Origin of the sequence: Nostoc sp. 'Peltigera membranacea cyanobiont' 232, from assembly GCF_002245985.1 — a bacterium.
Classification (GTDB): Bacteria; Cyanobacteriota; Cyanobacteriia; order Cyanobacteriales; family Nostocaceae; genus Nostoc.
Genome location: NZ_NOLK01000097.1, coordinates 12,422 through 28,816 on the forward strand (window position 1 = coordinate 12,422; position 16,395 = coordinate 28,816).

General features: G+C 42.1%; 12 protein-coding genes and 1 pseudogene. 10 read left to right on the forward strand and 3 right to left on the reverse strand.

Translation table 11 applies throughout. The features are described from left to right. Window positions 1-78: 78 nt before the first annotated feature. The gene (locus tag CDG79_RS26355; protein ID WP_094344764.1) at window positions 79-1,590 is read right to left on the reverse strand and encodes a NarK family nitrate/nitrite MFS transporter; all 1,512 of its coding nucleotides are present in this window, start codon (window positions 1,588-1,590) and stop codon (window positions 79-81) included. Window positions 1,591-2,323: 733 nt separating this feature from the next. Here CDG79_RS26355 and CDG79_RS26360 point away from each other — a divergent pair. Next, window positions 2,324-5,020: a two-partner secretion domain-containing protein gene (locus CDG79_RS26360; protein ID WP_094344765.1), complete on the forward strand. Its 2,697-nt coding sequence runs from the start codon at window positions 2,324-2,326 to the stop codon at window positions 5,018-5,020. A gap of 10 nt (window positions 5,021-5,030) precedes the next feature. Further along, entirely contained in the window at window positions 5,031-7,661 is a 2,631-nt protein-coding gene (locus CDG79_RS26365; RefSeq protein WP_094344766.1) for a CHAT domain-containing protein, read from the forward strand. Between the two features lie 8 nt (window positions 7,662-7,669). Here the strand turns inward: CDG79_RS26365 and CDG79_RS26370 are convergent, their stop codons facing one another. After that, entirely contained in the window at window positions 7,670-8,542 is an 873-nt protein-coding gene (locus CDG79_RS26370; RefSeq protein ID WP_223278339.1) for a DUF928 domain-containing protein, read from the reverse strand. Window positions 8,543-9,082: 540 nt separating this feature from the next. On the opposite strand from CDG79_RS26370, the gene CDG79_RS26375 reads away from it, so the two are divergent. The 7 genes from CDG79_RS26375 to CDG79_RS26405 all read left to right on the forward strand — a co-directional run bounded on the left by CDG79_RS26375 (window position 9,083) and on the right by CDG79_RS26405 (window position 15,888). Continuing rightward, the gene (locus CDG79_RS26375; RefSeq protein WP_094344767.1) at window positions 9,083-9,400 is read left to right on the forward strand and encodes a hypothetical protein; all 318 of its coding nucleotides are present in this window, start codon (window positions 9,083-9,085) and stop codon (window positions 9,398-9,400) included. A gap of 367 nt (window positions 9,401-9,767) precedes the next feature. Further along, a complete protein-coding gene (locus tag CDG79_RS26380; protein ID WP_094344768.1) occupies window positions 9,768-10,433 on the forward strand; it encodes a hypothetical protein in 666 nt (221 codons plus the stop codon). A gap of 442 nt (window positions 10,434-10,875) precedes the next feature. After that, on the forward strand, window positions 10,876-11,949 hold the full coding sequence (locus CDG79_RS26385; RefSeq protein ID WP_094344769.1) for a glycoside hydrolase family 64 protein: 1,074 nt from the start codon (window positions 10,876-10,878) through the stop codon (window positions 11,947-11,949). A gap of 54 nt (window positions 11,950-12,003) precedes the next feature. After that, entirely contained in the window at window positions 12,004-12,834 is an 831-nt protein-coding gene (locus CDG79_RS26390) for a glycoside hydrolase family 19 protein (RefSeq protein ID WP_094344770.1), read from the forward strand. Further along, a complete protein-coding gene (locus CDG79_RS26395) occupies window positions 12,803-13,723 on the forward strand; it encodes a hypothetical protein (RefSeq protein ID WP_189525143.1) in 921 nt (306 codons plus the stop codon). The genes CDG79_RS26390 and CDG79_RS26395 overlap by 32 nt, the downstream gene beginning before the upstream one ends. Window positions 13,724-13,836: 113 nt before the next feature. Beyond that, on the forward strand, window positions 13,837-14,253 hold the full coding sequence (locus tag CDG79_RS26400) for a CAP family protein (protein ID WP_094344772.1): 417 nt from the start codon (window positions 13,837-13,839) through the stop codon (window positions 14,251-14,253). Between the two features lie 24 nt (window positions 14,254-14,277). Continuing rightward, a complete protein-coding gene (locus tag CDG79_RS26405; protein ID WP_094344773.1) occupies window positions 14,278-15,888 on the forward strand; it encodes a sulfatase family protein in 1,611 nt (536 codons plus the stop codon). Here CDG79_RS26405 and CDG79_RS42805 read toward each other — a convergent pair. Then, window positions 15,885-16,055 (reverse strand): hypothetical protein, encoded by a 171-nt coding sequence (locus tag CDG79_RS42805; protein WP_189525144.1) that lies wholly within the window; start codon window positions 16,053-16,055, stop codon window positions 15,885-15,887. The genes CDG79_RS26405 and CDG79_RS42805 overlap by 4 nt on opposite strands. A 56-nt stretch (window positions 16,056-16,111) precedes the next feature. Between CDG79_RS42805 and CDG79_RS41370 the strand changes: the two are divergent. After that, a pseudogene (locus tag CDG79_RS41370) lies at window positions 16,112-16,395 on the forward strand (hypothetical protein); the annotation flags it as partial.

Consider the following 16,395-nt stretch of genomic DNA (forward strand, 5'->3'; position numbering starts at 1 on the left):
GGCTAATTTATAGAAACAAATGTTGAGCTTTGAGCTTCTAGTATCGCTGCCGTACAAGGCAGTGTCTGGCTATCCTTGTCAATTGCTCTGCTCTACTTTCGGAATGGCATTGTTTTCAGCAAAAGAAGCACTGGGTTCCTGGAGAAAGAATCCGCAGAGGCTAGCGCAGATCAGCGCTACCACGCCCATTGTGGAGAATAGTGTCCAAGTATTCGTGAAGTTATAAACCGTTAGATAAACTACGCCGCCGACATTACCGTAAGCCCCAACAGTACCTGCAATCTGACCTGTAATGTCTTGCTTAATTAACGGCACTAGGCTGAAGGTGACACCTGCACTTGCTTGGACAAAGTAAGCACACAAGAGCGTCACTCCAATGGCAATTGGTAACGACCAATGACTGTTGATTCTGCTCATGAGTAAAAAGCCGACTCCAATACCAGCAGTGAACAGCGTCATCGTCCATTTGCGACTACTGCACTTATCGGAGATGAGTCCCCCACTCGGTCGCGATACTAGATTCAAAAAGGGATAGCTAATGGCAGCTATCATGCCTGCCGTAACCCGATTTAGGACAAAAGTTTGTTCAAAGAACATTGGCAGAATTGAGAAGACGGCTAACTGAGCGCCAAAATTGGTTAGATAGGTGAAGCTCAGTAAAGCAATTTGACGAAACTGATAGCGTTGTGCAGATGGATAGGTTTTACTACTTTTGAGAAAATTCGAGTTGAGCGGATTCAAGGAACCCACGACTTCTCGATTCACCTGCCAAGACTTATAAGTTTGCAAGAGGAATAATACTGCCAGAAATCCCCAGCACAATAGCTCTTGCCAGCCCTGCAAAAAGTGAATTTGCGGCTGTGTGAGCGGAAAGGTAAGTATGCCCAACGACAGCAACATCCCCATGTCCAGCGCCATCATTGCCCAAAAGCTGTTAGTGGACGTGACGGGCATCGCGCCATGTTGCTGAGGTCGCTGATAGACTTTACCGGGTGGAGTATCTTCAACGCTAAGGAAGTAGACTACACCGTAGAGCGCGGCAACGATTCCGGTCAACATAACTGCCAATCTCCAGTTCACCGCACCATTTGATAAAAAAGTTGTGGCAACGGCTAAAGCAGGTAATGTAAATTGGGCAGCAGCTGCTCCAAAGTTGCCCCAGCCTCCATAAATCCCTTGAGCAAAACCAATTTCTTCAGGGGGAAACCACTCTGCCACCATGCGAACTCCCACTACAAATCCAGATCCCATAATCCCGGTGGCTAAACTGCTCCAGACTAGTTGGTTGAAGTTGGTTGCGGTTGCAGCAATCGAGCAGGGTATGAGCGCCAACACGAGCAATGCTGAGAAGACAAGGCGAGGGCCAAAGCGATCCAGAATCATGCCCACCACAATTCGCGCTGGAATGGTCAAGGCTAGATTACAAATTGCTAAAACTTTTAGTTGCTCAGTGGTTAACTTTAAATCCTGCTGAATCGTTGTGGCAAGCGGAGCCATGTTAAACCAAACGACAAATGAGAGAAAAAAGGCAAACCAGGTTAGGTGAAGAATGTAGTAGCGATCGCGAAATGACAATAATCTTCGGATCACGAAAAATCTCCTTCTTGGGGTCAATTTAGTAAATCTAGCTGTCACCCAAACCAGTTATTGTCCAGGTGACACCAGTAGCAATGCAAGTGGAAAATCAGAGGTTTTTAGCTTTGCCTTCTGATTCTTAATTGGTAGCAGTGACTTTGGTTTATTCACTATCTAACCTGAGTTCGGGTTAAGACAGAAGCTAAAAAGCTTATTCTGTAAGGATTAAGCAAAACTCTAAGTGATAAAAGAAGTAATTACAGTGGAATTATTTTGTCAATAAGGCTCACAAATGAGATTAATATCAACAATATGCCTTATTGAGAACCGATTAAAACAGAGCTACAGACCGAACAACGAGAAATCATGGGTTTTGAGGATTTCTTATCCCGAACTTAGGTTATCTAGAACTGCCGGGAGGACTCCAGATAGGCGCAAAGCAAGGCGGAGTCTTGATTAGAGTAGGAAAATTACGTAAAGACAGCGTATTTCAGGTAACTACAGTACACCATTTTTATAAATAGTTACATATCTATAGCGCTTCTCGTTTGCGTGAGGTACACCCGTAGGGGCACGGCACTGCCGTGCCCCTACACCCCGTGATAAATGTTGTACCGCATCTGAATGGGAAACGCTATATTTTTATGGCTAATTTCTGAATAACTCTTAACGGTGTACTTCATTTACATACAAAGCGCTGTAAATTGAGAATTCACTCGCTAAATTTCCTTTTCAATAGGAGAGTCCAATGTCTGGAGTATCTATACGTTTGTACTGGTGGCAAGGTCTAGGAATTGCGATCGCGAGTGCAATAGTCTTATATACAAATAGCTCAGTTGCTCAAATCACGCCAGATGGAACTCTGCCAAATAATTCCGACGTGAGATTAGAAGGTAATACCAGGATTATCTCAGGTGGAACGACAAGAGGCGCTAACCTATTCCACAGCTTTAGAGAATTTTCTGTTCCCACTGGTGAGACAGCTTTCTTCAATAATGTACTCGATATTCAAAACATTTTCACACGAGTCACTGGCTCAAGTGTTTCAAATATTGATGGGTCGATTCGTGCATTGGGTAAAGCAAACCTGTTTATCATCAATCCCAATGGGATTCTTTTTGCTAAAAATGCCAGTTTGAATATCGGCGGTTCGTTTGTTGCCACAACAGCGAATGCCATAGGATTTGGCAATCTGGGATTTTTCAGTGCCTCGAATCCAGAAGCACCTTCACCGTTGTTAACAGTAAATCCAAATGCCTTATTATTTAATCAAATTGCAGCTGCACCGATTCAAAATAGTTCGACTGCACCAGCAGGATCTACTCCTAGTGGCAGGAATGCATTTGGTCTACGTGTCCCAGATGGTCGAAGTTTGCTGCTAGTAGGCGGCAATGTGAACATGGATGGTGGAAGATTGAATGCTTTTGGTGGACTCGTCGAGTTAGGTGGGTTAGCTAGTGCCGGTACAGTTGGGTTGAATGGGGATGATAGTAATAGTCGTTTGAGTTTTCCCAATAGTGTAGAAAGAAGCGATGTTTTTCTTAGCGATCGCGCGCAAGTAAATGTATTGGCTGGCAATGGTGGTAGTATCACAATTAATGCCCGGAATTTAGAGATGACAGGAGGGAGTTTCCTGCGTGCAGGCATAGACAGTGGATTGGGTTCTGATAATAGTAAGGCAGGAAATATTTCGGTTAATGCTACGGTCGCAATAAACCTTAACAATAACAGTGAGATTTTTAATCAAGTGCTATCAGAAGCAAATGGACAAGGAGGCGATGTCAGTATCAATGCTAGTACCTTGCTAGTGCGAAATGGGGCACGGGTAAATACTGCCACTTCTGGTACGGACAAGGGTGGAAATTTGAGGGTTGATGCCTCTGATGTGCAAATCATTGGTAGAAGCGCTGATGGTCAGCTTGGCAGTGGCTTGTTTACTTCTGCACAGCTAAACTCAACAGGAGATGCGGGTGATTTGACGGTCAAAACCAATACCTTGCTGGTGCGAGATGGGGCACAGGTATTTACTGGTACTTTCGGTGCGGGCAAGGCAGGTTCTTTGAGTATTGATGCCCAAGATGTACAAATCATTGGTAGAAGCGCTGATGGTCAGTTTGGCAGTGGCTTGTTTGCTCGTGCACAGCGAAACTCAACACGGGATGCGGGTGATATAACCCTAAGAACCAATACCTTGCTGGTGCGAGATGGGGCAGTGGTAAGTGCTAGTACTCTCGGTGCGGGCAACGGGGGAAAATTGACTGTTGATGCCTCTGATGTACAAATCATTGGTAGAAGCGCTGATGGTCAGTTTGGCAGTGGCTTGTTTACTCGTGCAGGGCGAAACTCAACAGGGAATGCGGGTGATATAACCCTAAGAACCAATACCTTGATAGTGCGAGATGGGGCAGTGGTAAGTACTAGTACTTTCGGTGCGGGCAACGGGGGAAAATTGACTGTTGATGCCTCTGATGTGCAACTGATTGGTAGAAGCGCTGATGGTCAGTTTGGCAGTGGCTTGTTTACTCGTGTAGAGCGAAACTCAACAGGAAATGCGGGTGATTTGACGGTCAAAACCAATACCTTGCTAGTGCAAGATGAGGCAAGAGTAAGCGTGGCGAGTCTCGGAACAGGAACCGCAGGCAACATGACATTAAATGCACGCTCTATCCGTTTAAAGAACAACGGCTTACTCATCGCCAATACAGGCAGCCCCAAAGTTGACCGAGATAGAGAACAGGCGACAATTAACATTAATTCAAAAGATTTAATCATGACTGGCAATAGCAACATCAGAACCAACGCTACAGGAAAAAACGTTATCGGCGGCAACATCAATATTAATACCGATATCCTGGTTGGCTTTGAAAATAGCAACATCAGCGCTAATTCTGCTAACTTTCGTGGTGGGAATGTCAGAATCAATACTAAAGGTATCTTTGGTATTCAGTTCCGGAATGTAAATTCCCGAAACACAAGCGATATCACCGCCACAGGGCAAACTCGCAGGTTAAGCGGTAATGTAGAAATCACTAGACCTGATATTGACCTCACTAGCGGCTTAATCGAACTCCCTACTAATCTCGTTGATGTCTCACAGCAAATTTCCACCGCTTGCACTCCAGGAAGTCGGCAATTTCAGAGTTCTTTTGTGTCAACAGGACGCGGTGGACTACCGATGAGTCCCACTGAACCATTACAAGATATAAGTACTCTCTCAGCGTGGGTGAGATTAAGACCACAACCCGCAACAAGAGCTAAAACAACAATTTCGCCACAACCAACAGCAGTCTCAAATAGTACTAAAGTTGCTGCGGCGATGACCATTGTGGAAGCTACTGGTTGGGTAGTCGATCGCAATGGGAATGTAGAACTCGTGGCGCAAGCACCTAATCTCACTCCTGAGAGCTCTCGACAAACTCCTGCTTCTTGTTCTGCATCTCGCTAAGGTGTGAAATATGCATCCATTTGCGCTGACTAAGCGACTCATGAGATTTGTGGTAAACTATGTAGTCCTATTTACCCTTGCTTTTTCCCTAACTATTATCCCCAGGACATTCGCCAAACAACCCCAAATAAATTCACTCGCCGGATTCTATACCCAAACCACCAAACCTTCAACCACAACACCACAGCAACTTGTCTCTCAAGGAGAAGCGCTTTATCAATCTGGACGCTTTGCTGAAGCTGTAACTGTTCTACAACAAGCTGTCCGTATCTATCAACAACAAGGCGACAACCTTGTACAAGCCGCAGCACTAACTAACCTCTCTCTAGTGTTAGAGCAACTCGGCTCATGGAGAGAAGCGTCAAAAGCGATTAATAACAGCTTAAATCTACTTGGCTGGGACAACACAAATCAAAAGTTAAATGTCAACAATCCCAAGTCAGAATTGCTAGAAGTTCTAGCACAAACTCTAGAGATTCAAAGTGGACTGCAACTGTCACAGGGACAGGCAGATATATCTTTGAAAACATCACAGATTTCAGAGCAAATTTGGAAGCGCTTAGGTAAACAATACAATGCTGGAGTGACGCGCAGCCGTATCAATCAAGCACAAGCTCTACGAGTTTCTGGTTTTTACCGCCGTGGCTTAGACATATTGAATGAAGTCTCTCAACAGTTACAAACCCAACCTGACTCACTGGAAAAGGTTACTGCTTTGCGATCGCTCGGTAATGTCCATCGACAATTAGGTGACTTAGAGCAATCTTGGAAAAATTTAAAACACAGTTTAGAAATTGCCAAACGTCTGCAACTACCTTTAGAGACTAGCCTAACAGAATTTTCTCTTGGTAATACTTATAGAGACTTAGGTAATAAAAAAGACGCTATAGCTCATTATGAAAATGCGGCTTTAATTGCGCCAAACTCACTCACCAAAGTTCAAGCTCAAATCAATCAACTCAGCTTGCTTGTTGAGAATGAACAAGTAGCACAAGCAAAAACAATAATACCCGCAATCCAATCTCAACTCGCAACTCTGCCTACTACTCAAGCTGGTATTTATGCACGGATCAATTTTGCTCGCACCATAAGTAAAATTGGTAATAAAAAAGATATTGCAGAGACTTTGGCAAACAGCGTTCAACAAGCCAAAAACATAGGTGATGAGCGTACTCAATCCTATGCTCTAGGCAGTTTAGCAGAAGTCTATGAGCAAAACAATCAATGGCTTGATGCACAGAAATTAACGCAACAAGCATTGTTTCTCGCTCAAAAAATCGATGCTTCAGATATAGCTTATCGTTGGGAGTGGCTGTTGGGACGCTTGCTCAAAGCACAAGGAAATATTGAGGGAGCGATCGCTACTTATGATACCGCAGTTGCAACTCTTCAGTCTCTCCGTACCGATTTAGTTGCGGTAAACCGAGAAGTGCAGTTTAATTTTCGTGATAGCGTAGAACCTATTTATCGCCAGTCAGTAGAACTGCTTTTACAACAGAAAGGACAAGAAAAACCCGATTTAGATAAAGTCCGCAAGCGAATAGAAGCTTTGCAATTGGCAGAACTAGATAATTTTTTCCGAGAAGCTTGCTTAAGTAACCAATTCGTGGTATTGGACAAATTGGTAGACCGCGATCTTCCTAATACTGCCATTTTTTACCCGATTATTCTAGATAACCAATTAGAAATAATCCTCAAACTTCCCAATCAACCTTTGATACATAAAACTTCTGTGGTAAACCATCAGCAAGTAGAGCAGGCGATCGCCCAAATGCAAGAGACGATAGTCCAACCTGATACTAATAATAAATTTCAAGTGGTTTCCCAGCAGCTTTATGATTGGTTAATTAAACCAGTTGCAGGTGAACTCAAAAATAGTAGAGTTAATACTCTAGTCTTTATTCCAGATGGGTCATTACGAAACATTCCAATGTCTGCATTGTCTGATGGCAAAGAGTATTTAGTCCAGAAGTACGCTATAGCCATTAGTCCGGGATTGCAACTATTTACCCCCAAACCTCTAGCACAGAAAAAATTAAACGCTCTTGCTGGAGGACTCTCGCAACCACCTAAGAACGAAAAGTTTGCACCGCTTCCCAATGTAAAGGTTGAACTGGAATTGATTCAGCAATCGGGCATATCGACAACGATATTATTGGATGAAAATTTCAAAAGTACAACTTTAACAAAAACGATTAACGCCCAACCTTTTAGAATTGTTCACCTGGCAACTCACGGACAATTTAGCTCTAAAGCAAAAGACACTTTTATCTTAGCAGCCGATAAACGTATCTACGTAAATGAATTAGATAGCTTGCTCAAAAGTAGAGAGCAAAAACGAACAGAGCCAGTGGAATTACTTGTTCTGAGTGCTTGCGAAACAGCACAAGGAGATAATCGTGCTGCATTGGGATTAGCAGGAGTTGCTATTCGAGCTGGGGCGCGGAGTACTCTAGCTTCTCTATGGCAAATTGGGGATGAATCCACTGCTTTGTTTGTTAGTGAATTCTACCATCAGTTAACAACTGGCAAAACTACGGCAGAAGCTTTACGCGAAGCTCAATTAAAGCTATTGTCTAGTTCGCAATACACTCGTCCTCTTTACTGGGCAACTTACGTGTTAGTTGGGAATTGGTTGTAAACAAACAGTTATTTTACCAGAGGAGCCGTAGCAACATTATCCAAATTGACAGATTTTAATAGACTTTGCCAATCGGAAGCAACAGATGCATTATGAGGATTCTTTCGGCGCATTTGTGCCAGCATAGTCAGAGAATCAAACCAAATACCTTCTTGTGCATAGATTGCAACCTTTTGTTGCGGATCGACTGCTGTTTGCAACTGCTGCATCATCCGAGAATCTAAATTGACTCTTTGAATGTCTCCTTCTACATAAATAGGAACACTCGCTGTTTGTTGTTGATTGCAAGGAACTTTTAAATACCAGTGATATGTTTTCCCTACTTGCAAGGATGCATTGGGTGGGAGAGAAACCCCGATGACACCAGGTTTTGGAGGTAGTGCGATCGCATTTCTATAAATATCGTTTTGTGAACTATCTTGTAAAACAAATTCAGCACTAGCTGTTAATTCCTGAGTGTAGGGAACGTAAAACCAAAAAGTTGGTCGTTCAGAGGTAGTTAGTCCCCCCACAATCGCTGAAATTGGTTTGTCTGTTTGTTTACTAACCTTTTGTTCCTCTCGCAAAGGTACTAAAGCAGTGAGTGCAGTTGTGACCGCAGGACAATTATCCCGGCTACCCATTCCAGTTCTACGCCCAGAGATCGGACTTAACCGAGCAGGTGTTTTTGGCAAAACAAAAACTGGTCGAGAGGTACGCCCTTGAGGTGAAGTCCTACCTTTGGTTGGTTGTACAGGCTGCTTAGTCGTTGCTGCTTGTCTAGTTTGGGCTGTTACCTTTGCTGGATAATAGGTAACGCTGCTCAAAATCAGAGCGATTGTTAGCATCCATTTCATATTTCTGGATGCTACCAGTACAAAAGTATAGATATCCCTAGACATTTCACCCTCCTATTAAAGAGATTTGGAATCTCCTATTTAAGAATAGCTATCAGCACAATACAATCAACTTATGCACAAGCTTTGGATATCAACAAATTTTTAGCTATTGGTATAACTTACAAAAAAATAATTATTCTTGCCATCTAAAGCACGCATTTTTGTCAAGTATAATGCGGTATAAATTAGTTTAAAAAATATTAAGCTAACCGTTATTGAAAACTCAAGACTTATCGTAATTTTAAGCGCTAATCAAGACTCAGCTTTGCTTTGCGCCTATCTAGAGTCGTGGGGGTGGTGCAAGATAGTGAATAAACTCATTTCACTGCTACCAATTAAGAATCAGAAGGCTCAACTCAAAACTTCTGATTTTCCACAGTGAATAAATTCATCTCACTGCTACCAATTAAGAATCAGAGGAGAGGGTACCTGTACCAAGTGCAGACTATACTCCATTTTTTACCAAGCCTTCAAGTCACGCCGTCATGACTGGCGGTTAGACACACGACTCCAACAATTTATTTCCCTAAGGAGGAAAGTGTTATGAGTTTTTTGAAAAGATTTTTCAATCCAACTCCACGTTTAGTATTTTTACTTCTTGCATTTACTGCATTACCTGCTTTAGCTGATGATTGTTCAGAAGGCGATAGAGTGCCATTGCCATCATGTGCTAATGCAAAAGTTATTCGTGGTGGAGTCAATATAATTAATAACTGTAATCATGCAGTTACTATAAAAATTGATATAGCTGACCAAACCGATAAACGGGTAAATATTGATGCCCACAAAAAAACTTTAGTCGCTGTTGGCGGTAGATATAAGTTAAGTTGCTGTCCCAGATATAATAAATGCAGTGGTTAACAATACGGCGTTGCTGGAAGCATGATGATTTTCAAGCTGTTGTTTACGGAAGCATTAGAGTAACACATTTCATATTTGCTAGATTTCATTATGAAATCAGCAACGCTAGGGCGGCAAATCCTCGTCACAAACAGGCGAGTCACGCAGACATGAAATTCCATGATTGAGGTGAATCGCCGCCAAAAATGGCATCAATAGTGCGATCGCTTCATTCAAATAATTCTCAATGGATATAAGTAAAGCTTGAGCGCTCGTCTCTACTTATTTATAGGTGGATTTTATGAAAGCGTTTGCCCTAGTTGCAGCTAGCTTCACATTACCCCTACCAATTAACTTCCTGTCAATTTACAAAGAGGAAAATTAAGTTATGAATTCTGTTGAAACTTTAGAAGAGATGAATTTAATTAAAGGTTACTGGGATAAGACGTACTCTCCGAGTCACCCTTTCAACCACTCAACATTAGGTATTGCTTTTAGTGGATGGGCTAAACCAGATCAGGCTTTATCAGATAGTGCCGAAATCAAAAACAGGTTGGTGGGTCATAAATACATTTCATTAGGTGGAGGAAATTCTAATGGTTCCTTCACTCAGGAAATTCTTCATTCCATTATTACTCACATTAAAAATGGCAAATTCTCTGATTATAAGGCAATTGCTTTTGACATCGAAGAGGGCGAAGCTAACCTTATCTCAGATTTTCAACAAGCTTTTGCTGCTGCCAAAAATAAAAATTTAAAAGTTTTGGTTACGACTAGCCACTCAGCCCCTTACGGAATTACTGACGCACACACTATGATGAAAACCTTCATTAAAAACGAGAATATAGACTATCTTTCTCCACAACTATACACCTCTGGAACGGAGACTGAAAACGACTTCGCAACAAGCCAGGGAGTATCTTGGGAAGATTACGCACACAGTAAAGCTGCTATAGTTCCTAGCATTGTACAAGCTAATATGTACCACGATGCAAAAAATCGATTCTCAAGACATGGAGTAACCACCAGTGGGTTTATTCAATGGGCAAACTAAAGTTAAATAAAGGCATCCGTAAGCGGAAATTTTAAAGCGTAAGCCACTAACTTTAATGAAACGCCTCGCAATAACGGACATCGCCGAAATATTCTCAGCCTCAATTATCGTGAAATTGGCATTGGGTATGCCTTCAACGATGCGTCTCAGGACGAATGGCACTAAGACTCATGTTAAACCTCGTCTGGGCAGGGTGTTGGAAGTGGCGCAACAGGTGTAGTGTTAATCAACATTCATCTCTTAGAGATGAAACAGAAGTTACTTCTTCATTTCTTCATTCCTCACACTACACATCCAAAAACCAGTAATATCAATGATTTCTGCTTATCTTAGTATCATTCCGTCTCAAGACAAACACTACTGGACTCAGGATTTTGGTACACCTTCGTAAGTATACTTTCAATTCAAAACATTCCACAAAACTCAAATTTCAAGGAATACCATGAAATTTTCATTTACCAACAATACGAATCAAAAGTTCCCCTCCGATCGAATCCACTTTGTAATTACTGGTCTAAATGCATCGAATCAAACTTGTCACCTTAATAAAAACGGTCACTTAATTCCATGTCATGCTAGCGATAATAATGCACCAGATCATCTAACTAAAAAGGGGCAAAATTATTCTAATTATCTACACACTATTAAGGAGGTCGCTGAAATAAAAGTTCCGCATATTCGTTCAGGTAGAGTTTATATTAGTCTCGGTGAACCGATATACTTAAAAATCGATGACAACAACAGTATTGTTCAACCGAATACGGCTAATCCATCTGACCCCAATGTAGACGTTTACTATGATTGGTTAGAATTTACCTTTGATGATGCAGGCTTCCACGGCAATACTACTCAAGTAGACCAATTTGGATTTCCAATGGTCATGAAATTGATCGCACCTAATGGTTCAAAAAAAGTTGGTATAACTGAATCAAGGAGTGTTTTATTCGATAAATATGCTAGTAATGTTCCAGCCCAATTTAAATCTTTGGTTCAGAAACCCTACAGAATAGTATCGCCATTTAAAGGGGATTTTGCTGATGGTGGTAGTCACGCGAAATACTTTGATGATTACATTCACGATATATGGCAATATTACAAGTCAAATAAACTTGAACTGAAAATGCCACAGGGAACATTTATAGGAAAAGTAGAAGATAACGTTTTCACTTTTACCAAAACAGATTCACCTAATGCAAAGTATACAATACACTATCCCAAATCTTCTGAAGTCTTTAGCTGTGATAGAAAGTTTTCAGAAGTTGATGAGATTCAAAAGGCAATTCAAGCTCAAGTTAGCGCCATGTTTAACAGGCACATAGTCAAGAATCCAGCAAATAAGTGTAAACCTTCGGAATTCTATAAAAATGCTCCAGCTAATTTCTATGCTCAATTCTGGCATCTTCATAGCATAGATAATAAAGCTTATGGATTCCCATTTGATGATGTGTGCGAACAAAGTACTTTAATTGAACATCCAAATCCTCAAGAATTGAAGGTAACTATTAGTTGGGATTAAGATGTCCACTTTCTGTTTAATAATGTGAAAATCAAGCTTATAAAAGGAGAAATCATGAGTTGTAAAACAGGTAATTCATACATCACCAAAAAGGGAGATACGCTTTCTAGCATTGCTCAACAACAGTTGCATAGTAGTGACCGTTGGCATGAAATTCTGAAACCAGACGGTACTCCATTCAGGGAAGAAGATGCTCATAATTTACAAGTAGGTCAGGAAATATGCATTCCTCACTCTGGTAATAGAAACACAGGTGGAAGTACAGGTGATGGTTTCGCAAATATAGTGTCTCATCAGGCTTACAAAACTATGTTTCCCAACCATAATGATTTTTACACTTATGAAAGTCTGATAACAGCAGTTAAAAAATACCCGCATTTCTGCAACGAGGGTTCTTTGCAGCAACGTAAACGCGAGGCAGCTGCGTTCCTGGCCAACATTTCCCACGAAACAGGGGGTCTACACTACATTCAAGAGCAAAACCCGCAAAGCCATTACTGCGATGCGACGAACACTACCTATCCATGCGTGGCGGGCAAAAGCTATCATGGTCGCGGACCAATCCAATTGTCGTGGAACTATAACTATGGTGCGTGCGGAAAAGCCATTGGAAAGGATTTACTCAATCATCCTGAACTAGTCTCAACGAATAACGTCATTTCCTTTACGACAGCGCTGTGGTTCTGGATGACTCCCCAACCACCCAAAGCATCATGCCACAAAGCCATCAGCACGTCCGGCTTTGGAATGACCATTAACATCATCAATGGAGGTATTGAGTGTGGCAAAGGGCCTCAGACTCCACAAGCTGAACATAGAATACAACTCTACAAACACTTTACAGAAGTGTTAAATGTCACCCCAGGCGACAACCTTTCTTGCTAATTCTTCAAAGGAGGCATTATCAACTATGGCATATACTCTTAAAGATAGTTGGACTGGAAATGAGTTTATCAAAGGAAATGAAAAAGGTGATAAATGGAGTTTTTTCCACCAGCCCGACCCAACCCACGGTCAAGTAAATTACGGAAAGTGGAACGAACTGATTAAAATTGTCGATGGAAAAATTAAAATCGAAGTTGAATCAGAAGGCTACAAACCCGGAGTAAAAAGAAAGGCCATCCGTATTTACACAGAGAAAAAGTACAATGGAGGGCTGTTTATTATCGATTTAGACCACATACCGGAAGGAATGGCGGTATGGCCAGCGATATGGCTGCTTGGAACGGGAGCTACATGGCCTGAGAACGGAGAAATTGACATTATCGAAGGAGTCAACTCGATACCTTCTAAACACAACAGGAACCACTCAACATTACACACCAAAAAAGGATGTGTTCAGAACATCCCAAATATTATCAATCCCGACTGTAACGCTCAAGATGGTCTCCTCGGATGTGGTGTCACCGGGCCAGAAAACTCTTTCGGTCACAGATTCAACCAAAATGGCGGTGGAGCATACGCTTGTGAGTGGGTTCATAACCAAACAATTAAAATCTGGTTTTGGAAACGCTCTGATATTCCTGCGAATGTCCTTGGAAATTCACCTCACCCAAATACATGGGGAAAGCCTTACGTTCATTTTAATCCATGTCCCGGATATTTCAAAGACATGGAGATGATCGTCAATACGACATTGTGCGGAGACTGGGCTGGCAATGATTTCAAAGGAGGAATAGATAAATGCAATGGTTACGTTTCGGACGCAAATAATAATCCTAAATTCAAAGATGCATATTTCCTCATCCGAAGTGTCAGAGTCTTTATGCCATAACCAACTTCAATGTCGGTAATCACAGTGATACAAAGGCTTTAAATGTAGTTATAAGCTACATTCAAACTGAGAATAACAATGAACTTTCATTAAAATTTCAGGAAGTGTAAGCTATGAAAATTAAAGCAATTTTAGCAGAACACAATAAGTACAGAGACGAAGTAGGCGTTCCACCACTGCGATGGTCAAAAAAATTAGCAGCAAGCGCTCAAAAGTGGGCAAATCATTTGGCGGCAACAGGAACATTCGACCATAGTGGCGCTGGAGAAAACTTAGCAAGTGGTACGGCGGACACCTATTCTGTAACTCAGCTAATAGATTTGTGGGGTCATGAAAAGAAGAATTTCAAAAACGGTATTTTTCCCGATGTCTCTACTACTGGACATTGGGAGAACGTAGGTCATTATACTCAAGTTGTTTGGAGAAAAACAACAGAAGTTGGATGTGGTTTAGCGAGCGGACATGGCAAAGATTTCCTTGTTTGTCACTACAATCCGGCAGGCAATTTTATCGGACAAAAAGTTTTTTAGTCTTGTAAATCAAGAGGTCATTTGATGAAAACATCCAGTTTGAGAGCGAAATTTTTTGTTCTAATAACGATCGGTGTTTTGGTAATCAATGTGCTATTAGCAGCACCACAAAAAGCTTTTGCCCAGACAAATAAACCTAATATCATTTTCGTCCTAGTAGATGACATGGACGCTGACACAATTAATAGAAATCCAGAGAAATATGCACCAAACATTAAGTCGCTTTTGATCGACAAGGGCATTACATTTCCCAACTTTTTTGTCAACGTGTCTCTATGCTGCCCATCGCGCACGAATATTTTGCGCGGTCAATATGCCCACAATACAGGGGTCTTGACCAATTCATTACCTGATGGGGGTTTCCAGAAAGCCTATGCCAAAGGCTTAGAAAAAGAAACGATCGCTACCTCGTTACAGGCAAATGGTTATCAGACAGCGTTGATTGGCAAGTACCTCAACGGCTACCCCGACACAGCCCCCGATGATACCTACATCCCGCCTGGTTGGACAGAGTGGTATAGCCCGATGGAAAAAGGCAAGAACAGAAACGACCAAAAGAAATATGGCAATCCTTACGATCAGTTCAATTACACGCTGAACAAGAATGGCAAGCTAGTCAAGTACGGTGACAAACCCAAAGACTACGGTACAGACGTTTATACTGGCTTTGCCATTGATTTCATTCAACGTTCTGTCAAGGACAGCAAACCGTTTTTCGTTTATCTGGCTCCCTTCAACATTCACGGACCATATACACCAGCACCACGCCATGAGAAGCTCTTCCCAGGTGTTAAAGCGCCCCGCCCAGACAATTTTAACGAAGCTGATGTTAGTACTAAGCCTCAATTCATGCAAGAGTTGCCTCAACTCAATCAAAAACAAATTGACGATGTTGATGAAAGTTATCGAAAGCGCTTGCGATCGCTACAGTCGGTTGACGAGGCAGTTGTCGAGTTGGTCGATACGCTCAAGGCGAATGGGCAACTTGACAATACTTACATCATTTTCACCTCCGATAACGGTTACAAACAGGGTATTCACCGGGCAAGTACAGGTAAAGAAAGTGCCTACGAGGAAGATATTCGCTTGAATCTGGTAGTGCGTGGACCGGGAATTCCAGCTGGCAAGAAACTACCCCAGCAAGTGGGTAATATCGACTTTTTCCCAACCTTTACCGAGATGGCTGGAGTTAAACCACCCGCTTTTGTTGATGGACGCTCGTTCTTACCCTTGTTAAAAGGTACGACATCAAATCTCCCTAAGTGGCGCTCTGCATTTTTGATAGAACACAAACAAAATCAGAAGCGACGTGCTGCACTTGAGAATCAGACAAAGCTTCTTCAAGATCAGTCAGAGCTTGAGGATCTGTCAGAGCTTCAATCGCTCCAAAAAGGAGGCCAAGTACCGAAGATCCCTACTTACCAAGCGATCCGGACACAAGATTATACCTATGTTGAGTATAAAACTGGGGCGAAGGAACTGTACAACATCAAAAAAGACCCATATCAGCTGAACAACCTGGCTTCTACAGCCGATCCAACTCTACTCAAACAGCTTGCTGACCGACTGAGTGAACTGCATACTTGTAAAGCTGATTCCTGTCGGGCAATTGAGGAGCAGCCGTTCACTCCTTAAAGAGGTTCTGCCAGGATACGTACCACATATCCTAGTAAATCAGACAGAGCAACAGCAAATATCCAAAGCCAGCGATGGAATTTGGGGTTATTGGTGACTAATTTAGGGGGTTTTTGTTGTAGAAGTGATCGCGTGGATTTATCTATGGAGCTTTCAATTTTACTCATTTTTCTTCTCCAGCCCCGATTCCTCAAGGCGGCGTAAATCAGGAACTTACACCAACATGGTCAAAGAACAAATAGACGAACAAGCTTCTTTACAAGCAACCAACAACCTGACACCCGCCCAGGAGGTTTTGCAAGACCGATGGGAAGCGCATTTGCAGTCTGAGTTTGTCGCTCACAACACGGAAGATGCCCTCGGCACAATGGTTGAGGATGGAATGGCACTAAGAAAAGCCGAAACACTTGTGGTTAAGCAGTTTGCAACTGCTTTCGTAATTCGTGCCGAGGTTTCGTCATTAAGGGGTATGCTTTCGGGCGACGTTTACGAACTCGTGGTTCACTA

Coding starts and splice junctions, on each gene's coding strand:
- CDG79_RS26375 (WP_094344767.1), top strand. CDS start 9,083: ATGAGTTTTTTGAAAAGATTTTTCAATCCAACTCCACGTTTAGTATTT.
- CDG79_RS42805 (WP_189525144.1), bottom strand. CDS start 16,055: ATGAGTAAAATTGAAAGCTCCATAGATAAATCCACGCGATCACTTCTA.
- CDG79_RS26400 (WP_094344772.1), top strand. CDS start 13,837: ATGAAAATTAAAGCAATTTTAGCAGAACACAATAAGTACAGAGACGAA.
- CDG79_RS26390 (WP_094344770.1), top strand. CDS start 12,004: ATGAGTTGTAAAACAGGTAATTCATACATCACCAAAAAGGGAGATACG.
- CDG79_RS26370 (WP_223278339.1), bottom strand. CDS start 8,542: ATGTCTAGGGATATCTATACTTTTGTACTGGTAGCATCCAGAAATATG.
- CDG79_RS26365 (WP_094344766.1), top strand. CDS start 5,031: ATGCATCCATTTGCGCTGACTAAGCGACTCATGAGATTTGTGGTAAAC.
- CDG79_RS26395 (WP_189525143.1), top strand. CDS start 12,803: ATGTCACCCCAGGCGACAACCTTTCTTGCTAATTCTTCAAAGGAGGCA.
- CDG79_RS26405 (WP_094344773.1), top strand. CDS start 14,278: ATGAAAACATCCAGTTTGAGAGCGAAATTTTTTGTTCTAATAACGATC.
- CDG79_RS26380 (WP_094344768.1), top strand. CDS start 9,768: ATGAATTCTGTTGAAACTTTAGAAGAGATGAATTTAATTAAAGGTTAC.
- CDG79_RS26385 (WP_094344769.1), top strand. CDS start 10,876: ATGAAATTTTCATTTACCAACAATACGAATCAAAAGTTCCCCTCCGAT.
- CDG79_RS26360 (WP_094344765.1), top strand. CDS start 2,324: ATGTCTGGAGTATCTATACGTTTGTACTGGTGGCAAGGTCTAGGAATT.